General features: G+C 67.4%; 24 protein-coding genes and 1 pseudogene. 14 read left to right on the top strand and 11 right to left on the bottom strand.

Features of this window, described 5'->3' with window-relative positions:
* Window positions 1–142 precede the first annotated feature (142 nt).
* Both AC2IR1_RS08260 and AC2IR1_RS08255 read left to right on the top strand, forming a co-directional pair.
* The gene (locus AC2IR1_RS08260) at window positions 143–1,363 is read left to right on the top strand and encodes a DegT/DnrJ/EryC1/StrS family aminotransferase (RefSeq protein ID WP_486475803.1); all 1,221 of its coding nucleotides are present in this window, start codon (window positions 143–145) and stop codon (window positions 1,361–1,363) included.
* Window positions 1,364–1,662: 299 nt separating this feature from the next.
* Entirely contained in the window at window positions 1,663–3,141 is a 1,479-nt protein-coding gene (locus AC2IR1_RS08255; protein ID WP_486475802.1) for a pyruvate kinase, read from the top strand.
* Between the two features lie 247 nt (window positions 3,142–3,388).
* On the opposite strand, the gene AC2IR1_RS08250 is transcribed toward AC2IR1_RS08255, so the two are convergent.
* From AC2IR1_RS08250 to AC2IR1_RS08215, 8 genes are all read right to left on the bottom strand, one after another.
* On the bottom strand, window positions 3,389–3,820 hold the full coding sequence (locus AC2IR1_RS08250) for a glyoxalase superfamily protein (RefSeq protein ID WP_486475801.1): 432 nt from the start codon (window positions 3,818–3,820) through the stop codon (window positions 3,389–3,391).
* Window positions 3,817–5,211 carry an MATE family efflux transporter gene (locus AC2IR1_RS08245; RefSeq protein ID WP_486475800.1) on the bottom strand — a complete coding sequence of 465 codons (1,395 nt, stop codon included), beginning with the start codon at window positions 5,209–5,211 and terminating at the stop codon, window positions 3,817–3,819. The genes AC2IR1_RS08250 and AC2IR1_RS08245 overlap by 4 nt, the downstream gene beginning before the upstream one ends.
* A gap of 525 nt (window positions 5,212–5,736) precedes the next feature.
* Window positions 5,737–6,948 (bottom strand): phosphopentomutase, encoded by a 1,212-nt coding sequence (locus AC2IR1_RS08240; RefSeq protein WP_486475799.1) that lies wholly within the window; start codon window positions 6,946–6,948, stop codon window positions 5,737–5,739.
* On the bottom strand, window positions 6,941–7,684 hold the full coding sequence (locus tag AC2IR1_RS08235; protein WP_486475798.1) for an ABC transporter permease: 744 nt from the start codon (window positions 7,682–7,684) through the stop codon (window positions 6,941–6,943). Before AC2IR1_RS08235 ends, AC2IR1_RS08240 begins: the two co-directional genes overlap by 8 nt.
* Window positions 7,685–7,687: 3 nt before the next feature.
* Entirely contained in the window at window positions 7,688–8,677 is a 990-nt protein-coding gene (locus AC2IR1_RS08230; protein WP_486475797.1) for an ABC transporter substrate-binding protein, read from the bottom strand.
* Between the two features lie 39 nt (window positions 8,678–8,716).
* Window positions 8,717–9,499: a nucleoside phosphorylase gene (locus AC2IR1_RS08225; RefSeq protein WP_486475796.1), complete on the bottom strand. Its 783-nt coding sequence runs from the start codon at window positions 9,497–9,499 to the stop codon at window positions 8,717–8,719.
* On the bottom strand, window positions 9,489–10,256 hold the full coding sequence (locus AC2IR1_RS08220) for an ABC transporter permease (protein ID WP_486475795.1): 768 nt from the start codon (window positions 10,254–10,256) through the stop codon (window positions 9,489–9,491). The genes AC2IR1_RS08225 and AC2IR1_RS08220 overlap by 11 nt, the downstream gene beginning before the upstream one ends.
* Window positions 10,256–11,002, bottom strand: a complete 747-nt coding sequence (locus AC2IR1_RS08215) for an ABC transporter ATP-binding protein (RefSeq protein ID WP_486475794.1) — start codon at window positions 11,000–11,002, stop codon at window positions 10,256–10,258. The genes AC2IR1_RS08220 and AC2IR1_RS08215 overlap by 1 nt, the downstream gene beginning before the upstream one ends.
* 359 nt (window positions 11,003–11,361) lie before the next feature.
* Here AC2IR1_RS08215 and AC2IR1_RS08210 point away from each other — a divergent pair, with 359 nt between their 5' ends.
* The 9 genes from AC2IR1_RS08210 to AC2IR1_RS08170 all read left to right on the top strand — a co-directional run bounded on the left by AC2IR1_RS08210 (window position 11,362) and on the right by AC2IR1_RS08170 (window position 19,445).
* Entirely contained in the window at window positions 11,362–12,243 is an 882-nt protein-coding gene (locus AC2IR1_RS08210) for a helix-turn-helix domain-containing protein (RefSeq protein WP_486475793.1), read from the top strand.
* Between the two features lie 160 nt (window positions 12,244–12,403).
* Window positions 12,404–13,414 (top strand): TRAP transporter substrate-binding protein, encoded by a 1,011-nt coding sequence (locus AC2IR1_RS08205; RefSeq protein WP_486475792.1) that lies wholly within the window; start codon window positions 12,404–12,406, stop codon window positions 13,412–13,414.
* A 104-nt stretch (window positions 13,415–13,518) separates the two neighbouring features.
* Window positions 13,519–14,016 carry a TRAP transporter small permease gene (locus tag AC2IR1_RS08200; protein ID WP_486475791.1) on the top strand — a complete coding sequence of 166 codons (498 nt, stop codon included), beginning with the start codon at window positions 13,519–13,521 and terminating at the stop codon, window positions 14,014–14,016.
* Window positions 14,013–15,296: a TRAP transporter large permease gene (locus AC2IR1_RS08195; protein ID WP_486475790.1), complete on the top strand. Its 1,284-nt coding sequence runs from the start codon at window positions 14,013–14,015 to the stop codon at window positions 15,294–15,296. The genes AC2IR1_RS08200 and AC2IR1_RS08195 overlap by 4 nt, the downstream gene beginning before the upstream one ends.
* Before the next feature lie 28 nt (window positions 15,297–15,324).
* Complete coding sequence (locus tag AC2IR1_RS08190) at window positions 15,325–16,170, top strand: dihydroorotate dehydrogenase electron transfer subunit (protein ID WP_486475789.1); 846 nt, start codon at window positions 15,325–15,327, stop codon at window positions 16,168–16,170.
* Entirely contained in the window at window positions 16,167–17,108 is a 942-nt protein-coding gene (locus AC2IR1_RS08185; RefSeq protein WP_486475788.1) for a dihydroorotate dehydrogenase, read from the top strand. The genes AC2IR1_RS08190 and AC2IR1_RS08185 overlap by 4 nt, the downstream gene beginning before the upstream one ends.
* Entirely contained in the window at window positions 17,105–18,385 is a 1,281-nt protein-coding gene (locus AC2IR1_RS08180; RefSeq protein WP_486475787.1) for a hydantoinase/carbamoylase family amidase, read from the top strand. Before AC2IR1_RS08185 ends, AC2IR1_RS08180 begins: the two co-directional genes overlap by 4 nt.
* Entirely contained in the window at window positions 18,382–19,092 is a 711-nt protein-coding gene (locus AC2IR1_RS08175; protein ID WP_486475786.1) for an orotate phosphoribosyltransferase, read from the top strand. Before AC2IR1_RS08180 ends, AC2IR1_RS08175 begins: the two co-directional genes overlap by 4 nt.
* A gap of 32 nt (window positions 19,093–19,124) precedes the next feature.
* Window positions 19,125–19,445, top strand: coding sequence for a hypothetical protein (locus tag AC2IR1_RS08170; protein WP_486475785.1), 321 nt, complete (start codon window positions 19,125–19,127; stop codon window positions 19,443–19,445).
* Between the two features lie 282 nt (window positions 19,446–19,727).
* On the opposite strand, the pseudogene AC2IR1_RS08165 reads toward AC2IR1_RS08170, so the two are convergent.
* The 3 genes and pseudogenes from AC2IR1_RS08165 to truA form a co-directional block, all read right to left on the bottom strand.
* Window positions 19,728–20,160, bottom strand: a pseudogene (locus AC2IR1_RS08165) (transposase); the annotation flags it as partial.
* 315 nt (window positions 20,161–20,475) lie between these two features.
* The gene (locus AC2IR1_RS08160; RefSeq protein ID WP_486475784.1) at window positions 20,476–21,444 is read right to left on the bottom strand and encodes an isopenicillin N synthase family dioxygenase; all 969 of its coding nucleotides are present in this window, start codon (window positions 21,442–21,444) and stop codon (window positions 20,476–20,478) included.
* A gap of 194 nt (window positions 21,445–21,638) precedes the next feature.
* The gene (gene truA, locus AC2IR1_RS08155) at window positions 21,639–22,406 is read right to left on the bottom strand and encodes a tRNA pseudouridine(38-40) synthase TruA (RefSeq protein WP_486475783.1); all 768 of its coding nucleotides are present in this window, start codon (window positions 22,404–22,406) and stop codon (window positions 21,639–21,641) included.
* A 235-nt stretch (window positions 22,407–22,641) separates the two neighbouring features.
* Here truA and AC2IR1_RS08150 point away from each other — a divergent pair, with 235 nt between their 5' ends.
* From AC2IR1_RS08150 to AC2IR1_RS08140, 3 genes are read left to right on the top strand one after another with little or no spacing between them, the layout of a single operon-like run.
* On the top strand, window positions 22,642–24,072 hold the full coding sequence (locus tag AC2IR1_RS08150; protein WP_486475782.1) for a YcjX family GTP-binding protein: 1,431 nt from the start codon (window positions 22,642–22,644) through the stop codon (window positions 24,070–24,072).
* Window positions 24,069–24,569 (top strand): GNAT family N-acetyltransferase, encoded by a 501-nt coding sequence (locus AC2IR1_RS08145; protein WP_486475781.1) that lies wholly within the window; start codon window positions 24,069–24,071, stop codon window positions 24,567–24,569. The genes AC2IR1_RS08150 and AC2IR1_RS08145 overlap by 4 nt, the downstream gene beginning before the upstream one ends.
* A complete protein-coding gene (locus tag AC2IR1_RS08140) occupies window positions 24,566–25,621 on the top strand; it encodes a YcjF family protein (RefSeq protein WP_486475780.1) in 1,056 nt (351 codons plus the stop codon). Before AC2IR1_RS08145 ends, AC2IR1_RS08140 begins: the two co-directional genes overlap by 4 nt.
* The last annotated feature ends 69 nt before the right edge of the window (window positions 25,622–25,690 follow it).

Below are 25,690 nucleotides of genomic sequence, written 5' to 3'. Positions count from 1 at the left end.
GCTCCGGCACGGAGCCGGGGGCAGCGCCCCCTCCCCTTCGCCACCTTTCCGCCATTCGCCGCCTGTTACAGACTTTTCACTTTGCCGCCGCCGCCGCTTCCGTTAGGTTTTCCGAAAGACACTTTCAGGAAAGCCGAATACGATGACCCTGCCGCCGAATGTCTATGATGCCGAAGCGATCCCCGAAGCCGCCCGCGCCGAGATCGAGCGCCTGCTGTCTTCCGGTGACCTCTTCCGCTACACGGCGCCGGAAAATGCCCCGGTCACCCTGCTGGAAACCGAATTCGCGGAGATGATGGGCACGCGCTACGCGCTGGCCGTTTCCTCCTGCTCCGCCGCGCTCTTCCTGTCGCTGAAGGCGCTGGACCTGCCGCGCGACGCGCGGGTCATGATCCCCGGCTTCACCTTCGCCGCCGTGCCGTCGTCGATCGTCCATGCCGACTGCCAGCCCGTGCTCTGCGAAGTGGGCGCGAACTACCGCATCGACATCGAGGACTTCAAAGCCAAGCTGCCCACCGTCCAGGCCGTGATCATCAGCCACATGCGCGGCCATACCTCGGACATGGATGCGATCATGGCGCTTTGCGACGAAGCCGGCATCCCGGTGGTCGAGGATGCGGCGCACAGCCTTGGCACCACCTGGCACGGCCGCAACATCGGCACCATCGGGCGTATCGGCTGCTTCTCCTTCCAGTCCTACAAGCTGGTGAACTCCGGCGAGGGTGGCATCCTGATCACCGATGACGCCGACCTGGTGGCCCGCGCCATCATCATGTCCGGCGCCTATGAGCACATGTGGAAGAAGCACAAGGCACGCCACGGCGAGAATTCCAACGACCTGCTGGAGGCCCTGCAGCGCTGGCAGAACAAGCTGCCGCTCTACAATCTGCGGCTGTCCAACATGTCCGCCACCATCGCCCGCTTCCAGCTGCCCGAGGTGGCGCGCCGGGTCCGGGACGGGCGGCGCAACCACGACCACACCGCAGCCGCCATCGCGCAGAGCCCCTGGATCGACGTGCCGGCCAAGCTTGCCCCCGAAGAACGCGCGCCCGACAGCCTGCAGTTCAACCTGGTGGGCCTTTCGGACGAACAGACCCTCGCCTTCCAGGCCGCCGCCGCCAAGCGCGGGGTCAAGGTGCAGGTCTTCGGCATGTCCACCGACAATGCCCGCGCCTTCTGGAACTGGCAATTCATCGAAGACCTGCCCGAGCTGCCCGCCACCCGCGCCATGCTGATGCGCGCCTGCGACTGCCGCCTGCCCGCCCGTCTGACGCTGGAGGAATGCGACATGATTGCCGCCGCCCTGACCGGCGCGGCCGCAGATGTCATGGGTGAAGCCGAGATAACCCACGCGGCGGAATAGGCCGCGCCAGACCCGGGGGGTTCCCCGGTTGAAGACCCGTCCGCGCGCTCACGCGGGTCGGGAAGACCGGATCATCCGGAAGACCGACACGACCCACCGCTCACGAACAGGCCGCCGCGCGATATCCTCGCGCGGCGGTTTTCCTGCGGGGCCTGGCCAGGGCGCGACACCCTCGCGCGACGGTTTTCATGCAGGGCCCGGCCCGGGCGCGACACCCTGTCCCGCCGTCGGGTGACCCGCTGTCATGAGACTGTCATCCAGCACGCCCAGAACCGGGGGAGTTTGCCGGAGACCGCATCATGGATACCCCCGACCTGTCCGCCCTGCTCAAGGAGGTCACCGACCTGCGTACCGCGGTGGAGGCAGGCGCCCGGCCCATCGAGGCCCGCTGGCAGGGCTGGATCGCGGCGCCGGATTTCGTCCCCTCGGCCGCCAACTTCGCCCGCTACCTGGCGCTGCGTCGGCACGACATACGCCCGTTGCAGCGGCGGATGATGCAGGCGGGGCTTTCCTCCCTCGGCCGGGCCGAAAGCCGGGTCCTGCCCGCGTTCGATGCGCTGCAGGCGCTGCTTTTGGCGGCCACGGGCGGCACCTACCGCGCGCCCGCCCCCGACGCCTTCTTTGCCGGGGAGGCCCGGATCGCCGCGCGGGCCGATGCGCTGCTCGGCGCGATCTCTCCGCAATCGCCGGTGCGCCTTCTGGTCACCCTCCCGTCGGAGGCCGCGCGGGACCCGGGGTTCACCCGCCGCCTGGCCGAACTGGGGGTGGAGGCCGTGCGCATCAACTGCGCCCATGACACCGAAGCGGACTGGCAGGCGATGATCGCCCATGTGACCCGCGCCGCGGCGGAAACCGGCTGGCGGATGAAGGTGCTGATGGACCTCGCCGGCCCCAAGATCCGCACCGGCCCCCTGCGCGAGAAGAAGCACCTCAAACACGTGATCCCCGGCGATCCCCTGGCGATCACCCTGCCCGGCCGGCTGGAGGCGGCACCACGGCACATGGCGGCGCTGGAATGCACCCTGCCCGAGGCGCTGAGCGCGGCGCGCGCGGGCCAGCGGATCTTCATCGACGACGGCAAGCTGGACTGCCGGGTGGAGCGGGAGGAGGACTGGGGCGTCCTGACCCGGGTGACCGCCGGCCCCGATGGGGAGGGCTACCGGCTGAAGCCGGAGAAGGGCATCAACTTCCCCGACACCCATTTCACCGTCCCCGCCCTGACCCCGGCCGACCTGGCCGCCCTGCCCTTCGTCGCCCGCCATGCCGACGGGATCGAGTTCTCCTTCGTGCAGGGCCCGGAGGACGTGGCGGAGCTGCAATCCCACCTCGCGCGCCTGCGGCCCGGGGACTGGCGCGAGCTGGGCCTGGTGCTGAAGGTGGAAACGGCCCGCGCCCTGCGCAACCTGCCCGACATGCTGGTCCGCGCAGCGGGGCAGCAGCCCACGGCGGTGATGATCGCCCGGGGCGACCTGGCGGTTGAGATCGGCTTTGCCCGCCTGGCGGAGATGCAGGAGGAGCTGCTGTGGCTTTGCGAGGCGGCGCAGGTGCCGGTGATCTGGGCCACCCAGGTGCTGGAGAGCTACGTGAAGACGGGCCTGCCGTCCCGGGGCGAGATGACCGACGCCGCCATGGCCGCCCGCGCCGAATGCGTCATGCTGAACAAGGGCCCGCATATCTTCGAGGCGATCGCGGATCTTGACCGGTTGATGGGCCGGATGGCGGAGCACCTGACAAAGAAGACGCCCCAGCTGAGGGTGCTGCGGAGCTGGGAGGGCTGAGGGGAGACAGCCGGCTGCCGCAGGGCCTTGGGCCAGGCAGCGGTGGCAGCTGGGCGGGCATGGGTTGCGGCGTTTTCGGCCAATTAGAGGTCATTGGCCAGGTTCAGCTTTGTCGCCGCGCAGTTCCCCCGCACCAGACATCGGCGGCATCTTTCAGCATGATCGTGCAGGCCATGGTCGGCAGAGCAGGACGAAGCAGGCGAGCACCGCGTTGGTCGGTCGTTACACCGGTCAGCCCCGCCAGACGTCAGGATGGCGCCTTCTCCACAATCAGTTGCGGTTCGCCATCCGATGTTCTGCGATGGCTGCGCCCTTCGCTGTCGAGCGTTCCACGTATCCGGTAACGCCAGTTCGAGAAGCTCTCGAACCGAACGGTGTCAACCGGCTGGTCGAGCTTGATATCCACCTGCCGATGCCCGACAGGTCCCGACAAGGCAACGATTTCGCCGGTATAGGCCTGGCCCAGGTAAAAGCCGGCCACCCGATCACCAAGGACAAGCTCTGCTGGCGCATTCCGCCGGGTGAGCCGGGCATGCAGCGTGTTCCAGTCTCGTGCCCCGTGTTGCCGGGCGATCAGTTCAAGGGCCTGTGCATGGCTGATGACAGTGCCCCCGGCTTGCAGTGCCTGCCGGAGAGCCTTTGCCTGCGCCTTGACGGTATCGAGAGATGGCTGTGTCATGATCTTTCCCCGGCGTGCAATGTCGTAATGGGGGCGCCACATATGCGGCCTCTGACAGCCATCGCCAGAGCCACCAGAAGCAGGGCGGCATCTGCAGCGGGAAACGCAAGCCAAAGGCCCTGGATCCCGAAGTGCGCATTCAGCAGGACGACAAGCGCAGGCGTCAGAACCCAGGGTTTGACCAGGGTCAGAGCCGCGGTTCGCAACGGATGCCCCATGGCCTGAAAATGCATGGCAACCACAAGGATCGGCCCGGTTACGGCATAGAGCGCTGTCATCGGGCGTATGATGTCACCAACTGCCGTGATCACCGCCTGATCTTCGGAAAACACTGCGCCAAGCATCTCGCCTGCCAGCAACCCTGCCAGTGTCACGCCCAGACACCAGAGGAACGCGCACACGATGGCAAGTCGGAGGGCCGCGCCCGCACGCTCCGGTCGGCCTGCGCCGATGTTGTTTCCGGTGATGCTTTGGGTGGTCAACGCAATGGCCATCTGCGGCAGGAAAGCCAGACCAAGAATGCGCGTCACGATCCCGTAAGCTGCGACATAGGTTCCATGATCCGCGGCGGTGTTGCCGATGGCCAGAAGCACGGTGCTTGCCACGAGTGCCATTCCGATGAAGCTCAGGCTCAACGGCAGGCCCAGTGACAGGATCTGCCGCCATCCCGTCAGCCAGCTTGCCTGCCGGATCGCGGCAAGCGGCAAAAGAGCGGGATCGCGGCTGCGAACCAGCAAGAGCAGCATCAGGCCAAGCGCCTGCGCCGCCACCGTCCCGATCGCCGATCCAGCGATGCCGAGATCGAGCAGCACGATCGCAATGTAGTTTGCAGCGACGTTCAGCAGGTTGACGATCACAGACAACATCGCGATGTGCCCTGATCGCCCTTCGTTGCGCAGCGCATCAGCATGCAGGCCCAGACCGAACTGCACAGGCGCCCCAAGGATCAGGATCAGCAGATACGCCCTTGCTGGCGCCGCGACAGGTTCATTTCCGGCCGCGAGAAACGACACAATGCCCGGGCCCAATGTCAGCGCACCGAGCATCAAGGCCGCACTCAGAACGAGGGCAAGGCCATGCGCTCCCGCGAAAACGGCTTCCGCCTCGCGCCGCGCGCCCCTGCCCAGGCGCCGGGCCAGAAGGCTCGACATGCCGCCGCCTGTCAGGGTGGTCAACGCCGTCACCAGCATGATTACCGGAAAGGCCAGGCTGACAGCCGCAAGGGCCTGAGCCCCGATGAACCGTCCCACAAAGATCCCGTCCACCACATTCAGCAGGCCGCTGGTCGACATGACCACTGCCATGGGAAGGGCGTTGGACAGGAAAAGTCGCCTGACCGGCAGGGTCAGAAATGGGTTTTCAATTGTATTGGCGGCGCGTCCGACAGACATCGCTCACTCCTCCTGAGAGGCACTTCGGATTTGGAGGGAGCCTGCATTACCCACCTGCGAAATGCTTCGAGGGTGAGGTGTCGTTTTGCTTCGGGCTTCACCGTGACTCGCGTCTGCAGGCGGCAGGTGCCCGGCACCTTGTCGTTCCGGTACAAGGAAACCGACTGAAAGGCAACATGAGACAGGGATGACGCGTCAGCGTCCAGTTCCGAAATGACGTACACATAAGTAGCCCGTCGCGCTAAGCGGTTGGTTTAAGCTCGATGCCGGCATGCGGCAACGCGGCGGCCAGAGCGGGCTTGAGAACTCGCTAACACCGCGCGGCCAGCCCCCTGCCCGTTTCGCGCCACTGCATCTCGGGCCGGCGCGTGATCGGACCGCCGCCTTTGACAGTTCAGGGCATGCGAAACGCCGCGGCAGAGCCTCGGTCACCAAGGTCCCGCTGCCGACAGGACCTGCCACCTGGCGATGACTGGTTCCAATGCCTCAGGACCAATGCTTCAAGAGACTTCCGCAAGAAGGGCCTCAGGTGATCACCTGACGTTCCCGAAGGTGGCCCAGCACGATCTCGGCCAGGTCGGTGAAGGGGCGCACGTCCGGCGCCAGCCTCAAGCCATGGGCCAACAGGGGCACCCGTTCGCGGGTGTGATCCGTGCCGACCCAGGATGGATCATTGCCATGATCCGCCGTCAGCAGCAGCAGGTCACCGGGCGCCAGTCGCGACAGAAGCTCCGGCAGGCGGGCATCGAAGCGCTCCAGCGCCATGGCGTAGCCCGAAAGGTCCCGGCGGTGACCATAGAGGCTGTCGAACTCGACGAAATTCGCGAAGACCAGGTCGCCCGGCGCGGCCTGGACCGTGGTTTCCAGCAAGCGGTCGAACAACCCCATGTCGTCGGGCGCCTTCAGGACGCGGTCGATGCCGCGCCCCGCAAAGATGTCACCGATCTTGCCGATCCCATGCACCTTGCCACCCAGCCCCTGCACCCGGTCGCAAAGCGTGGGCCCATCCGGCGCAATGGCGTAATCGTGGCGGTTCGCCGTGCGGGTGAAGCCATTCGCGGGCGTGCCGACAAAGGGGCGCGCGATGATCCGGCCGACGTTCATCGGGTGGAAGATCTCTGCCGCGGCCTCGCAAAGCGCCAGCAGACGTTCCAGCCCGAAAGTCTCTTCATGGGCCGCGATCTGCACCACGCTGTCGGCAGAGGTGTAAAGGATCGGCTGGCCGCTCTCCATGTGCAGGGCGCCAAAACGCTCCAGCAGGTCGGAACCGGAGCCGTGACAATTGGCCAGCGTGCCCGACAGGTCGCCGGCGGCGATCAGCGCCGCCATGGCCTCTTCGGGGAAGGCCGGCACCTGGCGCGGGAAGTAGTGCCAGTCGCGGTCCAACCGGTGGCCCGCCAGCTCCCAATGGCCGGTCTGGGTGTCCTTGCCGGCGGAGGCAGATTGCAGCACGGCCCAGCTGGCCGCATCGCCGGGCGCGGAGGCCCCGGGAGCGCCTTCGCCAGAAGCCAGACGCAGCGCGGCATCCAACCCCAGGCGATCCATGTTGGGCAGATGCAGCGGGCCCGCGCGGCCCCGGTCGTCACAACGCCCCGCCGCACAGGCCTGGGCGATGTGCAGCAAGGTATTGGCGCCGACATCCGGCACCCCGTCGTTGAAAAAGGAATTGGCATCGGGGGCGCCCCCGATGCCGACGGAATCCAGCACGCAGACAAACGCGCGACGCGCCTCAGACATCCGAGAACCGTGCCTCCATGCGCCGCCGCAGATACTCGGCCACCTCGTAGAAGAGCCAGCCGGTCAGCGACAGGAGCAGCACCATGCCGATCACCGTCGCGGTATCCGCGTTCTCCTGCCCCATCGACAGCAGGTAACCCATGCCCTCGTTGGAGCCCATGAGTTCGCCGATCACCGCGGCCGTCATGGCCAGGGTCGTGGCCACGGTGGCGCCGGCAAAGAGCGTCGGCAGCGAGGCCGGCAGCTCGATATGCACGAAGCGCTGCCAGGCGGTCAGCTTCAGCACCTGCGCCAGGTCCAGGAAGGACTTGTTGACGAAGCGCAGGCCCGACAGCATCCCCGTCATCACCGGGAAGAAGGTGACAATGGCGATCAGCACGATCTTCGGTGCCGGCCCCAGCCCCAGCCAAAGCAGGAGCAGGGGCGCAATGGCGATTTTCGGCGCCGTCTGCAGAAGCAGGATGAGCGGGGTCGCAAGCCGCTCCGTCACGGGGATCCGCGCGAAGATGACCGCGCAGACCACCCCGGCCAGAAGGCCGAAGACGAAGCCCCAGAAGATCTCGACCAGCGTGACCTGGACGTGCCCCAGCAGACCGGCATTGGCATAGAGGAAGCCAAGACGATCAAAGACGGTTCCGGGCCCCGGCAAGAGGTACTCAGGCACGTCGAAGAGGAACACGCCCCCGCCCCAGAGGACGAGGATGAGAAGAAGGCCTGCAATCCCGCGTTTCAGCATGGCTTATTCACCGATGGTCGAGGGATCGACCACGAAGTCGGTGGCCTTGGGCGCGCTGTCGATCACGCCGTATTCAGCCAGCGTGTCCGCATTGGCCTGCCAGGCGTCGAAGTCCGCCGCGCCCAGGCCCTTTTCCTTGGTCAGATCGCTCTGCCAGACGGAGGCCACGAAGGAGTTCTCGAAGGCGGTGGTCAGCAGCTCTTTCTGGTCGGACCAGGTCGGGGTGTACTTCTCGAAGGAGATGTCCAGCGCGTCTTCCACGTGACCGTCGATCACCCACTCGTAGGAGGCGGTGACGGCGTTGGTGAAGCGCTTCACCAGGTCGGGGTCGGAGGCCAGCAGCTTGTCGGAGGTGACGACGACATTGCCGAAGGAGGGCAGGAAGTCGTTCGACAGGATCATCGTGACGTCTTCACCGGCGGCTTCCAGGTTGTACTTGCGAAGTTCCGAGAAGACGATGGCGTCGACCTGGTCGCTTTGCAGCGCCTGCACGATCGCGCCGGTGGAGACGACTTCCAGCTTGATGTCGTCCATGGTCAGACCGGCTTTCTGCAGGCCAACCTGCAGCTGCAGGTAGTTGGGCGAGCCCAGCGAGGTGACGGCGACGGTCTTGCCCTTCAGATCCTCGTAGGAGGAGATGCCGGTGGCTTCCTTGGCCAGCAGGGCGCCGATGCCGCGCTGGTAGGTGGTGTGCACGACCTTGACGGGCAGGCCGTTGGCCGCAGCGGCGACGACCGCGTCACCGTTGGGGAAGCCGAACTGCACGTTGCCGGCGGCAATGTTGGTCAGGATGTCGGAGGCACCGGCATAGATGAACTCGACTTCGATGTCCTGGTCGGCGAAGAAGCCGTTTTCGACACCTGCATAGAGCGGCGAGTAGAAGGGCACGGCGGCGCCGTCGATCTGCATCGTCACCTTGTCGGCAGCGAAGGCGGCCGGGGCGGCGGCAAGCATCGCCAGGGCGGCGACAGTGGTCTTGAAGACGTGGGTCATGGGGAGAGTCTCCTGTTGGGTCTTCTTGTGGTTGCGGGGTTATTTCAGGGCAGCCAGGGCGCGACCGGCGATGGTCAGCAGGCCCCGTTGCGTGGGTTCGTAGTCGACCAGCCAGTCGTCCGTGGCGCGATTGCCATGGGCACCGATCAGGCAGGCGGCCTGCAGGCCAAGCGCCCGGCCGACGGAGAGGATGACCTGGGCCTCCATCTCGCAGCCGACGGCACCCTGCTTGAGGAAACCGTCAAGGAAGGCGCCCTCGGTGCCGTCCGGCAGGGGCCGGTCCTGGCCAAGATAGTAGCTGTCGGTCGAGGCGATGGTGCCGCTGTGCGTCACATGCCCCAGCTCGGCGGCGGCGGCGCGCAGGCCGGCCAGCAGGGCGGGATCGGCCAGCGCCTCGTAGCCCTGCGCGGCATAGAGAGCGCCGACGCCGGTCATGCCGATGGCACGGTCGGGGACAAGGTAGCTGCCGACGCCGATCTCGGGCACCAGGGCGGACATGCCGCCGATGCGCACGACCCGTTCGGCGCCGAGGTGCTTCAGCTCGACAAGCGCGATCTCGGCCGAGGGGCCGCCGATGCCGCTGGAACAGATGGTCAGCGGATGCCCCTGGTAGCGGCCGGTGATCAGGGCAAACTCGCGCTTGCGGCCGAAGTCCTGCACGTCCTCCAGCATGTCCTTCAGCAGGGCGACGCGGTCGGGATCGCCAGGCACCAGCACGTCGCGGGCGACATCGCCGGGACCGCAGGGCAGATGCGGCGGGCGGCCCCCGGTGAAGGGGACGCGGGCGGTAGGTTTGCCAGCGGTAGGTTTCTCAACGGCCATCCTGCACCTTCCAGGCCAGAACGCGGGATTCGATGGCGGTCAGACCGGCGTGCAGGGCGATGCCCAGCAGCGAGGTCAGCAGCACGGCGGCAAACAGCAGCGGCGTCTTGTAGGTGGCCCCGGCGTAGGTCATCAGATAGCCCAACCCGTCGGAGCCCGAGATCCACTCGGCCAGCACCGCGCCCACCAGCGCCTGCACCGCACCGATCTTCAGGCCGACGAAGATGCCCGGCAGGGCCGCCGGCATGTCGATCTGCCAGAAGCGCTGCAGGGGGCGCAGCTTCAGCAGCACGGCCAGGTCATGCATACGGGAATCGATGCCGCGGAAGCCCGCCAGCGCGCCGATCAGCACCGGGAAGAAGACCAGCGAGAAGATCAGCACCAGTTTGGCGGTCAGCCCCAGGCCGAACCAGACGACGAACAGCGGTGCCAGCGCGATCTTCGGCGCGGTCTGAAGGACCACCAGCGGGCCGTCCAGCAGGGTCGAAAGGCGCGGCAGCTTGTACAGCACATAGGCCAGCGCGATGCCCGCCACGGCGCCGATGGCCAGCCCCATGACGATGTTGTGCACCGTGAACCACAGATGCGGCCAGAGGCTGCCGTCGACCATCATCTTCCACAGGGTCGAGAAGGTCGCCTGCGGCGAGGGCAGCAGGTACTTGGGCATCCCCATAGGCCCGCTGGCGTACCACCAGGCCACCAGCAGCAGCGCCAGCGCGGCGCCGTATTCGATGAAGGAACGGATCTGACGCGGCATCACTCGGTTTCCCGCAGATCGCTGCGCAGGTCCGAGACCAGGGCGTGATAGCCCGGCAACGCCTTGGTTTCCGGCGTGCGCGGATAGGGCAGATCGACCGAATAGGTCTTCTTCAGCCGACCGGGACGCGGCGACATCACCATGATGTCGGACCCCAGGTAGGCGGCCTCCTCGACCGAGTGGGTGACCAGCAGGATCGTCTTGCCGGTGGCCTTCCAGATCTTCAGCAACTCGTCGTTAAGCGTCTCGCGGGTCAGCAGGTCCACGGCCGAGAAGGGTTCGTCCATCAGCAGGATGGGCGGATCGTCGGCCAGGGCGCGGGCGATGGCGGCGCGCTGGCGCATGCCGCCCGACAGCTGCTTGGGCAGCGCATCTTCAAAGCCGGTCAGGCCGACCAGGTCGATCAGCTCCTGCACGCGCTTGTTGCCTTCGGACTTCTTCGTGCCTGCGGTGTCCAGCGGGAAGCGGATGTTGTCGCGCACCGTTTTCCACGGCAGCAGCACCGCATCCTGGAAGACGAAACCCACGGGCCGCCGGGTCGCGCCGGTGTCCAGCGTGATCGTGCCGTCTGAGGCCTCCTCGAGCCCGGCCACCAGGCGCAGGAAGGTCGACTTGCCGCAGCCAGAGGGTCCGACGATCGACACAAAGGCACCTTCGGGGATGTGGTGGGTGACGGGCGACAGGGCCAGGACGGAGGCACCGCCGTCCATTTCGAACCGCTTCGTCAGGCCGGAAACACTGATCACGAGGGATGTCCTCTTCTTCGCATACTACTTTGGCCCCAGTTCTGAGCGGCAGGCGGCGCGAGGTTCAAGCGCTAACTCTCATTTTTTAGACTACGCGGCACGTTCTTCTCAAAAATGGGAATGATCGCCCAAAAAAGGGGCGCTCAAGGTGGGAAATCTAAAAAATGCACCTGATTGGCGTCAGGTCATTTCATCTGAAAACCGAAAAATCCCCTGAAAAAATTGGGAAATCATCGAATCCAGCTGGGATTGCAGGGGCTTGCATCTCGTGATTGGATCATTTCCGAGACGATCCATGGCCAGGGCGCATTGCGCCACCAGCCACAAGGACCGTCAGAAAGATCCGGAGGGGGCAGCCCGTGACGCAGGCAAACAAGGTGAATTTCGTCGAGCTGGGCGCCCGGTTGCGCGCCCACAGGCTGGGCCGCGCCCTGTCGCCAGAAGATCTGGCCGCCCGCCTCGGCATCTCTCGCGCAGCGCTCTACCGCGCCGAAAAAGGCGAAATCGCCAAGATCGAGATGCTGACCGCCATCGCCGACGAACTGCAGGTTTCCCTGCCCTCCCTGCTGGGCGTGGGCATCGAATATGTCGACAACGCCGTCAGTTTCTTCGAACGGATGCGCCAGATCGAAGAGGATAGCGAGCAGATCATCGGCCTCTTCAGCCCGATCTCCTACCTGGTCACCACGGGAGGCTATGACGCCGTGCTGGCAGACGTGATGCGCGAATCGACCACCGCCGACCAGGGGAAGGATGTCGATCAGATCCTTGATATCCTGAAGAAAAGAAAGACGCGCTTCGATCAGCGCCGGCCGCACCTGGCCTCTATCATCTCGGACGCGGACATCGAACGCTTCCTGCGCGAGGGCCTGATCGGCCGCAGCGAGCTGCCGCCCGCGACGCTGGACGCCCGCCGCCGCATGGCCCTGCGCGAGGCGCAGCATATCTCGGCGATGCTGCGCGAACCGCTCATCGGCATCCAGGTCGGCGTCGCGCGCGAGCCGATTCCCGCGACCTCTTTCCAGATCGTGCGCAAGGGCAGCGAGTCGACCCTGACCATTTCGCCCTTCCGACTGGGCCATAACCCCAACATCCGGATCGGCGTCGGCCTGATCACCTCCGCCCCCGAAGCGCTGGAGCTGCACGAAGGGATCACCCAACGCCTCTGGGGCAGCTCGCTCAAGGGTCGCGAGGCCGCCGACCACGTCGATGCGCTGATCGAGCGGCACGGGATTCGCTAAGCGGCCGTCACCCCCTCCGCTCAAAAACTAGACGGCCCGAAGCTGACCATCCGATAAATTTTCGCCACCGTCTCATTTTTTAGATTTTTCCGTTGACCCCCTGCCCCACCATCGTGATCCTTCAGGCATCAGACAAGATGAGCATGACAGGGAGTCACAGATGTTCAGCAAAACCACCGTCCTCTCCGGACTGACCGCACTGGGCCTGGTCCTGGCCTCCGGCGCGCAGGCGCAGGAATACATCGCCAAGATCGGTCACCTCGAAAGCCCGGCGCAAAGCCGCAACGTGACGCTTGAGAAGGTGGCCGAACTGGTGAAAGAGCGCACCGACGGCGAGGTCGAGTTCCAGATCTTCCCGCAGGGCCAGCTGGGCAATCAGCGCCAGATGAACGAAGGCGTCCAGCTGGGCACCATCGAGGGCACCGTGGCCCCCGCCGCCTTCCTGGGCGGCTTCAACCCGGCCGTGTCGATCATGGACATCCCCTACCTGCTGCCCGAAGACGACGCCAAGGCGCAGGAACTGCGCGACGGCCCCTTCGGCCAGGCGCTGCTGGACACCTTCTCGGACAAGGGCATGGTCGCCGTGACGCTCTGGCCCAACGGCAAGAAGCAGTTCACCTCGAACAAGCCGCTCGACAACCTGGCCGACTTCGCCGACCAGAAGTTCCGCGTCATGGACAGCTCGATCCTGATCGAACAGTTCAACGCCCTCGGCGCCTCGGCCATCGCCCTGCCCTTCGGCGAGCTCTACACCTCGCTGCAGACCGGCGTCGTGGACGGGGAAGAGAACCCGCTGGATACCATCATGAACATGAAGTTCTACGAGGTGCAGAAGAACCTCGTGGTCTCTGATCACGGCGCCATGGAAGATGTCGTGCTGTTCAACCCGATGTGGTGGGACAGCCTGCCGGCCGAGTACCAGGAGGTGATCACCACCGCCTTCCACGAAGTCATCCCCGAGCTGACCGCCCACAAGGCCGCCGCCGTGGAAGAAGCGCTGGAAACCATCAAGGCCGCCGGCACCAACGTCCGCGTCGCCGGTGAGGAAGAGCGCGCCGCGCTGCGCGAAGCCACCTTCGGCCCGGCCTCCGAGGCCTATGTCGCCAAGGCCGGCGACACCGGCAAGGCCCTTCTGGCCACCTATGAAGAAGCCTACGAGGCCCTTCAGTAAGCCGTTTCCACGGCTTCGCTCCCCGGGCCCGTCCTTCGTGGCGGGCCCTCCCCCTTCCGGCCCCTGCTGCAGGTGGCCCGCCCCGACTGCGCGAGGCACATCCCATGAAATTCCTGACCCTGCTGAGGACGATCGAGCGAAGCCTTCTGGTGGCTCTCTTCCTTGCCATGGTGGTTCTCTACACCGGCTCCGTCGTCACCCGCGAAATCGGGGGCACCTTCGCCTCGCGCTTCGCCTGGGTCGAGGAAGCGGTGCGGATGATGAACCTCTTCCTCGTCTTCCTGGCCCTGGGCCTGGCGCTTGAACGCGGCAAGCACGTCGGCATCACCAACCTGCGCGAACGGCTGCCGGCCGGCGGCATCCGAGCGGTCTGCAAGCTGATCGACCTTTGCGGCCTGCTCTTCGGCCTCTATGTCGCCTGGCTGGCCTTCGGCCTGGTGCAGTTCGTCCTGAAGACCGGCCAGGCCTCGCCCACGCTGGGCGTGCCCATGGGCTACATCTACCTCGCCCCCGTCGTGGGCTTCCTGCTGCTGGCCCTGCGCTATGGCCTCAGCCTGTTCGGCATCATCGACCGTTTCAACGCACAGGAGCAGGCAGAATGATCCTCGCCCTCATCCTCCTTCTTGCCGTGCTGCTGCTGGTCGCCGGCTTCGAGATGTTCCTGGTGCTGGGCCTGCCCGCGCTGGCCTACAAGGAAGCCTTCTACGGCCGCCTGCCCGATGCGGCGGTGGTGCAGAAGATCGTCGGCGGGATCGACCATTCGACCCTGCTGGCCATCCCCTTCTTCATCTTTGCCGCCAACCTCATGGGCTCGGGCCAGATCGCCCGCCAGCTGGTGGGCGTGGTGACCGCGCTGGTCGGTCACAGCCGCGGCGGCATCGGCCACGTGGTGGTCGGCGGCTCCATGGCCTTCGGCGCCGTCTCGGGCTCCGCCCCCGCCACCGTCGCCGCCATGGGCCGCATGGTCTACCCCGAGATGCGGAAGGCCGGCTATTCCGAGAAGTTCTCGCTGGGGCTCCTCGTCTCCTCTGCCGAAACCGCGCTGCTGATCCCGCCCTCGATCACGCTGATCGTCTATGGCTGGATCACCGGCACCTCGATCTCGCAGCTCTTCGCCGCGGGCCTGGGTGTGGGCATCGTGCTGGGCGTGGCCTTCGCCATCTTCGTCGAGATCCAGGCCCGCCGCGACAACGTCAGCCACAGCGACCGCCTGCCCTGGGGCGCCCGCCTGCGCGCCATCTGGAACGCCAAATGGGCGCTTGGCATGCCGGTGATCATCCTGGGCGGCATCTACTCGGGCGTGATCACCCCGACCGAGGCCGCCGCCGTCAGCGTCGTCTACGCCATCCTGGTCGAAACCCTGGTCTTCCGCAGCCTGAACTGGGGCGCCCTGGTCAAGATCACCGAAGACAGCGCGATCAACACCGCGATCATCTTCGTGCTGCTGGCCATGGGCGGTCTGATCTCGTTCTTCGTGACGCTGGCGCAGGTGCCGACGGCGATCCTGGGGCTGCTGGACAGCGCCGACGCCGGGCGCATCGCCTTCCTGATCGCGGTGAACATCTGCTTCTTCATCGCCGGCATGTTCATCGACCCGAACTCGACCCTGCTGGTCCTCGTGCCCCCGCTCTACCCCGTGGCGCAAAGCTTCGGCATCGACCCGGTGCACTTCGGGATGCTGGTCACCTTCAACGTCTGCCTGGGCATGATCACGCCACCCTTCGGGTTGGACATCTTCGTCGCCTCCTCGACCCTGGGCAAACCGGTGGCCGACATCATCCGCGGCGTCTGGCCCTTCGTGCTGGTCAACGTGATTGTGCTGCTGCTGATCACCTACATCCCGCAGATCTCCCTATTCGTGCCGCGCCTGATCTACGGCTGATCCGCGCACTTCCCCGAAAGATCCCCTCATGACCCTCACCCCCTCGATCCTGTCCGTCCCTCCCTCGCCCGGCGTCACCGCACGCTGCGCCGAGGCCCGGGCCATCGTGCTTTCGAACACGCCGGTCAACGGAGAGTACCGCCTGCTGACCCTGGACGCCCCGGCCGAGGTGCTGGACTGCGCCCCGGGCCAGTTCTTCCAGCTGCTTTGCCCGGTGTCCGAGGGCGAGCATCCCTTCCTGCGCCGCCCGATGTCGATCTACGGCTACGACGCCGACGCAGGACAACTGCAGTTTCTCTACAAGATCGCCGGCGCCGGCACCCGTGGCCTGGCCACCCTGCGCGCGGGCGACACGCTGAACGTGCTGGGCCCTCTGGGCCAGGGCTTCTCCATGCCCGACGCCTGGCAGAACCTGATGCTGGTGGCGCGCGGCGTGGGCCTGGCCACCCTGGCACCCCTGGCCCGGATGGCACAGCAACAGGGACGCAGCCTGACCGCGATCTGCTCGGCCCGCAGCCCGGAACTGGCCATGTCCGTCGACCTCTTCCGCAGCTACGGCGCCGAGGTCATCGTGGTGCATGACGAGGACGGATCCTCCGAGGTGCCTGCCCTGGAAGCGCTGATCGAGGCACGCATCGCCGCAGGCCGGGTCGATGCCTTCTACACCTGCGGCTCGCGCCGCCTGCTGACCATGCTGCAGGGCCTGGGCCGAAAGCATGGCATCCCCGGCGAAATCGCCATGGAGCAGCAGATGGCCTGCGGCCTGGGCATGTGCCAGGCCTGCGTCCGCCCCTTCCGCGAAGGCAACGAGGTCGTCCATCGCCGCGTCTGCCGCGAAGGTCCCGTCTTCCCCATCTCGGAGGCCATCGCATGAGCACCCCCGATCTTTCTGTAAAAGTCGGCGATCTGACCTTCGCCAACCCGATCATGCCCGCCTCCGGCACCTTCTCCGAGGATCTGTCGGATGTCTTCGACCTGGATGTGCTGGGCGCGCATGTCCTCAAGACCATCATGCACGGCAAGCGCGCCGGCAACCCGACGCCCCGGGTCTGCGACCTGCAGGGCGGCATGCTGAACGCCATCGGCATCCCATCCAAGGGGATCGACGATTTCCGCGACCGGATGCTGCCCTACTGGTCCGCCTACAAGGCGCCGCTGGTGGTCTCGATCTCGGCCCATTCGATGGATAAATTCGCCCGCCTCGCCGCCGAGGTCTCGCTGCCCGGCGTGGCGGCGATCGAGGCCAACATTTCCTGCCCGAACATCGAGGCCGACGGCAATGCCTTCGCCATGCGCCCCGACACCACCGCCGAAGTGATGCGCCGCCTGCGGGCCGAGACGGACCTGCCGCTCTGGGCCAAGCTGACGCCCAACACCGGAGAGCCGGTCGCCGTGGCCCTGGCCGCAGAGGCCGAGGGCGCCGATGCCATCGTCACCGCCAATACCGCGCTTGGCATGTCCATCGACGTGCGCACCCGGCGGCCCAGGCTAGGCAACGTCATGGGCGGCATGTCCGGCCCCGCGGTGAAACCCATCGCGCTGCGCATGACCTACCAATGCGCCCGCGCCTGCCGCGTGCCGGTGATCGGCTGCGGGGGCATCGCTACGCTGGACGACGTGCTGGAATTTCTCATCGCCGGCGCCGCCGCCGTGCAGGTCGGCACCGCCACCTTCCAGTCGCCCACCGTCATGGCCCGGCTGATCGCCGAACTGTCGGACTGGATGCAGGCGCAAGGCGTCACCTCGCTGGGAGAGATCATCGGCTCGGTGCAGATCCCCGGCGACCAGCTTCCAAGCGGAGAGGCCGCATGATGCTGCAATCCCTCAAGGGCCACGACGATGCGGCCATGGGCGCCCTGGCGGCGCAGGTCTTCGACGGCATCCGGGCCCTCTCGCCCGATACCGCAGGCGTCAGCCGCCCCGCCTTCTCGGAGATCGAGACGCGGACCCTGGATTGGCTGGCCGACTTCGCCCGCGCCGAGGGGCTGCACGTCGAGGAAGACGCAGGCCGCAACCTGCTGTTCTGCCTGCCCGAGGATGCGGCGGCGGACAGCTGGGTGCTGATCGGCAGCCATGTCGACAGCGTGCCCATGGGCGGCAACTACGATGGCCTGGCGGGCGTCGTGGCGGGGCTGATCGTCCTCATCCGCGCCGCGCGCAGCGGCCGTTCCTTCCGGCGCCCGGTCAAATGCCTGGCCATGCGCGGCGAGGAAAGCGCCTGGTTCGGCGCCTGCTACCTGGGCTCCAAGATGCTGACCGGGCAATTGCCCGACGCGGAACTGGCCGCCGCCCACAAGGGCGATGGCCGCTCGCTGCGCGATCACCTGGAGGCCTTGGGCATCGACACCGCGCCGCTGGCCGCGCGGACCCCGATCTGCGACCTGTCGAAGATCAAAGGCTACCTGGAACTGCATATCGAACAGGGCCCGCTGCTGGTCGAACGGGGCCTTCCCGCCGCCGTCGTCTCGGGCATCCGGGGCAACTTCCGCCACCGGCTGGTGCGCTGCATCGGCGAGGCCGGGCACTCCGGCGCCGTCCCCCGCGCCTACCGCCACGACCCGGTGCTGGCCTTCGCCGAACTGATGCACCGGCTCGACGACACCTGGGACCACCTGCTGCGCACCGGGCGCGACCTGGTGCTGACCTCGGGCATCGTGGGCACCGACCCGGCCTCGCACGCGATCTCGCGAATCCCGGACGAACTGGGCTTCTCGCTCGACATCCGTTCGCAGGATGCGGCGATCCTCGACCAGATGCGTGCCTACCTGCGCGAGCAGATGGACGACATCGGCCGCAGCCGTGGCGTGCGTTTCGACACCGGCGCCGAAGTGGCCGTGGCCCCCGCCCTGATGGATCCCACCGTCATTGCCGGGCTGGAGGCCGCCATGGCCCGGGTCACGGACGAGCCCTTCACCATGCCCTCGGGCGGCGGCCATGACGCGGCGATCTTCGCCCAGGCGGGCATTCCCGCCGGTATGGTCTTCGTGCGCAACCGCAACGGCAGCCACAATCCCGACGAAGCGATGGAAATCGGCGATTTCCTCGTAGGCACGGCGATCCTTTCCGCCTATCTGGAGGCGGAAGAATGAAGGAAGCCCTGCCGATGCAGCTCTCGCCCGAGACACGCAAGGATTTCGCCCGCCGCACCGCGCGGGCGCTGCTGGACATCGGCGCCGTGGAATGCGCGGGCGAACGGCCCTTCATCCTGTCCTCCGGCGTGGCCAGCCCGGTCTACATCAACGTCCGCAAGGTGATCTCCTACCCCGCGCTGCGCGAGATGATGATGGGCTTTGCGACCGAGATCCTGGATTCCGAGATCGGCCGCGACCGCATCGACGCCGTCGCCGGCGCCGAAACGGCCGGCATCCCCTTCGCCGCCTGGATCGCAGCCCTGGCCGGTCTGCCGATGCAATACGTGCGCAAGCGCGCCCAGGGCTTCGGCCCGGCGGCGCGGATCGAGGGCGTCTCGACCCCCGGCCAACGGGTCTTGCTGATCGAGGATCTGACCACCGACGGCGCCTCGAAGATCCGTTTCTGCCAGGCCCTGCGCGAAGCCGGGCTGGAGGTGTCGGACGTGCTGATGCTGTTCCACTACGACATCTTCCCCGAGACCCGTGTCGCGCTGGACCAGCACGGCCTGCGCCTGCATGCCCTGGCCAACTGGGGCGACATCCTGGCCGAAGCCGAGACCCGCGACAGCTTCCCCCGCCCGGCGCTGGAAGCGCTGCGGGCCTTCATCGACGCCCCTCTCGACTGGTCGGCCGCCCATGGCGGCGCCGGCAGTCTTTCCTTCTGACCCTTCACGTCCCGTTCCGAAAGGAGACACCCATGTTCACCCCGCTTCTGGAGACGCTCGCCGAACAGGGCAACGGTATCCACGCCTACCGGGCAGTATCGCAGATGTCCTGGCAGAAGGCCGCCGAGGTCCCCGACCATGCCGCCGCCTTCTACCTGCTGGCGACCACAATCGACGCCTTCGTCGAGCGCCACGAGCGCATGCCCCTGATGTTCGCCGAGGTCAAACACAGCTTCGCCACCCTCAAACAGGACATCGAAGCCCTTGGCGCCGCCTATGCAGCCGGCGACGCAGCCCAGATCCTCGAGGTACTGAACAAGATCGCCGCAGCCCGCGCGGCAGAACTGGACTGAGCGCAAACATCACCGCGCTTTAGGCTTTCGAAGGCCGGCTCTTCTCGCGAAGGTCCGGCCTTCGTCGTTCGTCCCTGCCGCGTCCCTGCGGCAAATCGGACCCGGAAATGGCCTCTGGACTTCGGTAACAGGTCTCCGTTCGGCAAGCGACCTTGCGCTTGAGATCAGGTCCCGCAAGCGGGTTTCGTGAACGCGGTCGTTTCGATTGCCAGTTCACGGCTCGTGTCGAGGGGTACCCCCCCTTTCTACAGGGTCTTGTTTACGGGGGCTTCGACGTAGAATTTACGCGACCGTTCTCGGTTTCCGGGCGGGCGTCATGCCGCCATTGGCCATGAGGCGGCCACTCGTTGTTGCAGGACCAGAGCCGCTCGGTGGCAATCTGCTGCACTTCGTCGATGCTCTCGAAGATATTGAGGTCCAGCCATTCATGCCGAACCGTCCGGTTCTAGCGCTCGACGCAGGCGTCCTGCTGCTGCGTCCCGGGCTGGATATGCGCCAGGGCGATGCCCTTTTGCTCCGCCCATTCCACGTGGATGCCGCTGATCTATTCCGAGCCGTTGTCGACCCTGATCGTCTTCGGTGCGCCACGCCATTCGACAATCTGGTTCAGTGCTCGGACGCCCCGTTCAGCAGGCAGCGGGAAGTCGGCCTGGATTCCAGGGCCTTCGCGGTTGAAACCATCCAGGACGTTCAACAACCGGAACTGGCGCCCATCATCGCCACCGCTTTCACGGCCAACTCTCGCCCGCGTTTGTTGATGGACGCTATGCTCGTTTCGAGAAGGACGCCATGAATAGGGTGAGAGGGCTTCCGTCATACTGCCTCGGCGATTGAAGGTGCAGTTCCCAAAGTCTGTTTCTGGCCTCGCCCCGTGTACGCGGGCACAAAAGAGCGACCGCTTTTTGCGCATCTCGGTCACTCGTGTCTGTCGCCGCGAACGGCGCCCCCCCGTACCAGCACCTCGCGTCAGGCCGCGGCACTCAGGACCAACCGCCAGCACCCCGCCCGCTTCTCCCGCCGAACCTCCCCCTCAGCCATTCGCCGCCGCAAACTTCCCCATCAGGTACGGCCCCGAGATCACCGCCTCGCCGCCCTCACCCGCCAGCGGCTTCACCTCGGCATGCCAGTTCGGCTGGTGGAAGAAGGCGATCGACATGCGCCGCCGCGTGGCCCAGTCCGGGGGCGTCACCACCCGGTGCAACGTCGATACCCAGTCCCCCCCGGTCCAGAGCGTCATCAGGTCGCCGATGTTGATCACGAAGGCGCCCTCGACCGGCGGGATGCCGCGCCAGGTGCCCTCGGGCGTCAGGATCTCCAACCCGCGGGAGCCCGGCTCCGGCAGCAGGATCGTCAGTGAACCGTAGTCCGTATGCGCCCCCGCCCGCAGCTGGCCTTCCTCCGGCGCCTGCTCCTGCGCGGGGTAGTTCAGCGCCCGCATGCCGCTGATCGGCGCGTCGATGTAGGGGGCGAAGAAATCCTGCGGCTGGCCCAGCGCCACGGCGAAGACCTCCATGATGCGCTCCGCCAGGGCGACCATCTCTCCGTAATAGACGGTCCAGGCCTCGCGGAAGCCCTCGGGCGCGGCAGGCCAGGGCGTGGGGGAGAAGCAGAAGGCCAGCGCCTGGGGATCGGTCTCGCCCTCAGGCACGGACTGGGGGCCGCCGTTGAAGCTCTCCTTCAGGTCCGGCGGCGTGTCCTCCCCGCGCGACTTGGCCAGCGCCTCGGTGCCCGGGCCGAGGTAGCCGTAGGGATCGCCCGGGGCGGGTTTCAGCTTCTGCTTTTCCTCCGCAGGCAGGTCGAAGAAGGCGGTCAGCTTGGACCAGAGGCCCGCGATCACCGCATCGGGCACGCCGTGGTTGCCGACGGCGAGGAATCCCGTCTCGCGGCAGGTGCGGGCCACTTCGGCGCCGATGGCGGCCCGGCCCTCGGGTCCGGCTTCGGCAAAGGCGCCCAGGTCGAGGATGGGGAAATCGGCAGCGGCGCTGTCATCGAGGCTCATTGAGGGGTCCTTCCGGTCGTTTGCCGCAGGCAACGCCCTCTGCCCGGGGCTGTCAACGCCCTCCAGGCCCCTGCCGCAGCGCCAGACGCGCGCGCCCGCACGGCCAGCCCGGTTGCGACGCCCCCTGCCCAAGAGGCAGGCGCTGCGGGAGGGCGGGCGGGGCGTCGTGGCCCCGGCCACGCGCGCCGCCGTCCTCAGTCGAAAGGATCTTCCGGGTAACCCACCCCGGCCAGGTAGAGCCCCTCGGGAGGGCAGACCGGCCCGCAGGCGGCGCGGTCGCGGGCCTCCAGCGCCCGCTTCACGTCCTCCGGTTCCCAGGCGCCCGTCCCCACCCGTTCCAGCGTGCCGACGATCGACCGCACCTGGTTGTGCAGGAAGCTCCGCGCGCGCAGGTGGAACTGCAGCTCCGGACCCGACTGGCCCGCGACCTCGACGATGCGGATCTCATCCAGGGTCTTCACCGGGCTCGCCGCCTGGCAGATCGAGCTGCGGAAGGTGGTGAAATCATGGTTGCCGATCAGGAAGGCCGCACCGGCGCGCATCGCCTCGGCGTCCAGTTCCTGCTTCACCTGCCAGACCAGGCCGGCCTCCAGCGTGGCGGGTGCGCGCCGCATCAGCAGCCGGAACAGGTAGCGCCGTTCCAGCGCCGAGAACCGCGCATGCCAGTCGTCGGCCACCCGGGCGCAGGCCCGGATCGCAACGGGCTGCGGCTTCAGGTGGAAATTCAGCGCCTCCGACAGGCGGAACGGGTCCCAGTCGCGGGTCAGGTCGCATTGCGCCACCTGCCCCGTGGCATGGACCCCCGCATCGGTGCGCCCGGCGGCGGCAATCGTATGCGCCCCCGGTTCCAGCTTCGCCAGCGCAGCCTCGATCGCCCCCTGGACAGAGGGCACGTCGGCCTGCCTCTGCCATCCGGCAAAGGGCGCACCGTGATATTCGACCTGCAAAGCATATCTGGGCATGACGCGCCTCCTATCCCATCCGCCGACACCCCCGCAATCCCTTCGCACCCGCCCACATCTTTGCAAATCCACCTGCAAAGCCCCGGCAAACCGGAGGGCGCCCCCGCCCTGCCCTCCGCCACCGCTTTGCAAAGCCAGCGACGGCACTCTGCAAACCCCGCCGGGATCCGGCAGAGATGCTTGGAAACCCCGCGTCCCGCCTCTATCTTTTGAGAGCAGGCAAGAAGGACGCAAAGTGGCAACCGGCATTTCCCGTTTCGGCATCACCTCCCTCGCGGATGGCGTCTCCCGCCAGCTGGAGGCGGCGACCGACACCATTTCCTCCACCTTCCTCGAACCCTCGTTGCGCCTGGGCGTCACCGGCATGGCGCGGGCGGGCAAGACCGTCTTCATCACCTCGCTGGTGGCCAACCTGCTGAACCGGGCCCGCATGCCCGGTCTCACCGCCCAGGCAGAGGGCCGGATCCAGGCCGCCTACCTGCAGCCCCAGCCCGACGACACCCTGCCCCGCTTCGAGTATGAGGAACACCTCGCCGCCCTCACCGGCGCCACGCCGCACTGGCCCGAAAGCACGCGGTCGATCTCTGAACTGCGCCTGTCCTTCCGGGTGCGGCCCACCGGGCTGCTGGGCGGCATCTCCGGCCCGCGCACCCTGCACCTCGATATCGTGGACTACCCCGGGGAATGGCTGCTCGACCTCGGCCTGATGGAAAAGAGCTACGCCGACTGGTCCGAAGGCGTGCTCTCGCGCCTCGAACACCGTGCCTACGCCCAGGACTTCCTGTCGGCCGCCCGCACCGCCTCAGGCAGCGAGACCTTCGACGAGGGTCAGGCCCAGACCCTTGCCCGGCTCTACACCGCCTACCTGCAGGAGGCGCGGCAGAAGGGCATCTCGGACGTCACGCCGGGCCGTTTCCTGCTGCCCGGCGACCTCGCCGGATCGCCGGTGCTGACCTTCGCGCCCCTGCCCTTCGAAGACCACCCGCCCCGCCGCGGGCTCCACCGCGAAATGGCGCGCCGCTACGACGCCTACCGCGCCCGGGTCGTCAAACCCTTCTTCACCGACCATTTCGCCAAGATCGACCGGCAGGTGGTGCTGGTCGATGCGCTCTCGGCCATCCATGCCGGGCCGGAAGCCGTGGCCGATCTGGGTCAGGGGATGGAGGCGATCCTTCAGGCCTTCCGCCCCGGCCGCAACGCCTGGCTGACGCAGTTCCTCTTCGGCAAGCGGGTGGAGAAGATCCTCTTCGCCGCCACCAAGGCCGATCACCTGCACCATGCCCAGCACGCGCGGCTGACCGCCGTGCTGGACCAGCTGCTGTCGGGCGCCGTCTCCCGCGCGGATTTCGCGGGCGCGCGCACCGCCTCGATGTCGCTCGCCTCGCTCCGCTGCACGGTGGAGGAAACCCTGCGCCACGAGGGCCGCATGCTCGACTGCGTGCGCGGACGGCTGGCGGACGGGCGGGAGGCCGCCTTCTACCCCGGTGACCTGCCCGAGGATCCCACGCGGATCACCCAGGGCTTCCGCGCCGGGGACAAGTGGCTGGACGGCGACTACCGGATCATGAATTTCCAGCCCGCGCCCCTGACCCTGAAGCCCGGCGAAGGCCCGCCGCACATCCGGCTCGACCGGGCGGCGCAGTTCCTGCTGGGGGACAGGCTGTGACCGCGCCCCGCATCCTGCGCGCCCGGCTGCGCGACGTCCCGGCGCTGGCGCGGATCCTGTGGACCCATACCCGGGCACCCGGCTACCCGCGCGCGCGGACCCGCGTGGCCGACCTGCGTCTGCTGAGCCGGCTCGTGCGCCGGGACGAGGTGCGCCTGATCCGCGATGCGCAGGGTCCCGCAGCCTTCCTCGCCCGGCGCGACCAGGCGATCCACGCGCTCTACGTCCATGCCCGCGCCCGCCGGACGGGCCTGGGCCGCGCCCTGCTGGCAGAGGCCAAGGCCGCCTGCCCCGCGCTCTCCATCTGGACCCCCCAGGACAACCACACGGCACGCCGCTTCTATGCCGCCGAAGGGTTCCAGACGATGGGCTATTCCGACGGCGCCCATAACGACGAAACCCTGCCGGAGGTGCTGATGATCTGGTCCGCCCTGCCCCACCGCCCCGATCCGCGCCGCGACCAGCCGGCCCTGGATCCCATCCGGGAAACCGCATGACCGACCGCCGCTCCGATCCCCCCAAACCCGCCAGCCCCAGACCCGCCAGCGGAAACGCCTCCGGCCCCGTGCTGATAGAGATGGACGGCCCCGCCGTCCGCCCCGACGAGGCGCCCCCGGTGCCCGATGCCCTGCCCGCCCCCGAAGCGGGGCTGGCCCGCACCGCGAAGATCCTGGCCCGCAGGCCCTCCCGCCTGGCGCGCTGGTTCTGGGCCCTGCTGGGCGGGCTGGTGACCACGATGATCTCCATCGCGGCCTGGAACGCGGTTACATCGCTCATCGCTTCCACCCCCTGGCTGGGCTGGGCGGTGACCGTGCTGATCGCGGCCTTCCTCGCGGTGGTGCTGATGATCGTGGTGAAGGAACTGACCGCCTTCTCCCGTCTGGCCCGCATCGACAAGCTGCACGCGGCCACCCGCGATGCGCTGGCAGCGCCCGACCTGGGCCCGGCGCGCGCGGCCACGGCGGAGCTGCGCAAGCTCTACGCCCACCGCCCCGACATGCGCTGGTCGCTCGACCGCTTCGATGCCCGCGCGCCGGAACAGTTCGACGCCCCCGCCCTGCTGGGCCTGGCCGAACAGGAGCTGCTGACGCCGCTCGACCGCGCCGCCCGGGCCGAGGTGGAGGCCGCCGCGCGCCAGGTCGCCACCGTCACCGCGCTGGTGCCGCTGGCGCTGGCGGACGTGGCCACCGCGCTCGGCTCCAACATCCGCATGATCCGCCGCATCGCGGAGATCTACGGCGGCCGCTCCGGCACCCTGGGTTCGCTGCGCCTGCTGCGCGCGGTCATGACCCACCTCGTGGCCACGGGCGCGGTGGCCATGGGCGACGACATGCTGCACTCGGTCCTGGGCGGGAACCTCCTGTCCCGCCTCTCCCGCCGCTTCGGCGAAGGGGTGGTGAACGGCGCCCTGACCGCCCGCGTCGGCGTCGCCGCGATGGAGGTCTGCCGCCCCATGCCCTTCGCCGAAGGCCGCCGCCCGAAAGTCACCTCGATCATCCAGTCCTCGCTCACCGGGCTCTTCGCCAAGGGCGAGAAGACCGAGGGCTGAGCAGAGAGGGCGCCTGCCCGCTCGTCGCCGGAGGCGACAATGGAAAGGAAGTGGAGGGCTCTGCCCCCC

The organism is Pseudooceanicola sp. NS-SX8, from assembly GCF_057380755.1.
Note: the sequence above shows the minus strand (reverse complement) of the source record. Positions and strands in the feature narration are given on the sequence as shown.

Coding starts and splice junctions, on each gene's coding strand:
- AC2IR1_RS08170 (WP_486475785.1), top strand. CDS start 19,125: ATGTTCACCCCGCTTCTGGAGACGCTCGCCGAACAGGGCAACGGTATC.
- AC2IR1_RS08250 (WP_486475801.1), bottom strand. CDS start 3,820: ATGACACAGCCATCTCTCGATACCGTCAAGGCGCAGGCAAAGGCTCTC.
- AC2IR1_RS08260 (WP_486475803.1), top strand. CDS start 143: ATGACCCTGCCGCCGAATGTCTATGATGCCGAAGCGATCCCCGAAGCC.
- AC2IR1_RS08205 (WP_486475792.1), top strand. CDS start 12,404: ATGTTCAGCAAAACCACCGTCCTCTCCGGACTGACCGCACTGGGCCTG.
- AC2IR1_RS08190 (WP_486475789.1), top strand. CDS start 15,325: ATGACCCTCACCCCCTCGATCCTGTCCGTCCCTCCCTCGCCCGGCGTC.
- AC2IR1_RS08200 (WP_486475791.1), top strand. CDS start 13,519: ATGAAATTCCTGACCCTGCTGAGGACGATCGAGCGAAGCCTTCTGGTG.
- AC2IR1_RS08255 (WP_486475802.1), top strand. CDS start 1,663: ATGGATACCCCCGACCTGTCCGCCCTGCTCAAGGAGGTCACCGACCTG.
- AC2IR1_RS08235 (WP_486475798.1), bottom strand. CDS start 7,684: ATGCTGAAACGCGGGATTGCAGGCCTTCTTCTCATCCTCGTCCTCTGG.
- AC2IR1_RS08180 (WP_486475787.1), top strand. CDS start 17,105: ATGATGCTGCAATCCCTCAAGGGCCACGACGATGCGGCCATGGGCGCC.
- AC2IR1_RS08140 (WP_486475780.1), top strand. CDS start 24,566: ATGACCGACCGCCGCTCCGATCCCCCCAAACCCGCCAGCCCCAGACCC.
- AC2IR1_RS08195 (WP_486475790.1), top strand. CDS start 14,013: ATGATCCTCGCCCTCATCCTCCTTCTTGCCGTGCTGCTGCTGGTCGCC.
- AC2IR1_RS08230 (WP_486475797.1), bottom strand. CDS start 8,677: ATGACCCACGTCTTCAAGACCACTGTCGCCGCCCTGGCGATGCTTGCC.
- AC2IR1_RS08225 (WP_486475796.1), bottom strand. CDS start 9,499: ATGGCCGTTGAGAAACCTACCGCTGGCAAACCTACCGCCCGCGTCCCC.
- AC2IR1_RS08220 (WP_486475795.1), bottom strand. CDS start 10,256: ATGCCGCGTCAGATCCGTTCCTTCATCGAATACGGCGCCGCGCTGGCG.
- AC2IR1_RS08245 (WP_486475800.1), bottom strand. CDS start 5,211: ATGTCTGTCGGACGCGCCGCCAATACAATTGAAAACCCATTTCTGACC.
- AC2IR1_RS08240 (WP_486475799.1), bottom strand. CDS start 6,948: ATGTCTGAGGCGCGTCGCGCGTTTGTCTGCGTGCTGGATTCCGTCGGC.
- AC2IR1_RS08175 (WP_486475786.1), top strand. CDS start 18,382: ATGAAGGAAGCCCTGCCGATGCAGCTCTCGCCCGAGACACGCAAGGAT.
- AC2IR1_RS08160 (WP_486475784.1), bottom strand. CDS start 21,444: ATGAGCCTCGATGACAGCGCCGCTGCCGATTTCCCCATCCTCGACCTG.
- truA (WP_486475783.1), bottom strand. CDS start 22,406: ATGCCCAGATATGCTTTGCAGGTCGAATATCACGGTGCGCCCTTTGCC.
- AC2IR1_RS08185 (WP_486475788.1), top strand. CDS start 16,167: ATGAGCACCCCCGATCTTTCTGTAAAAGTCGGCGATCTGACCTTCGCC.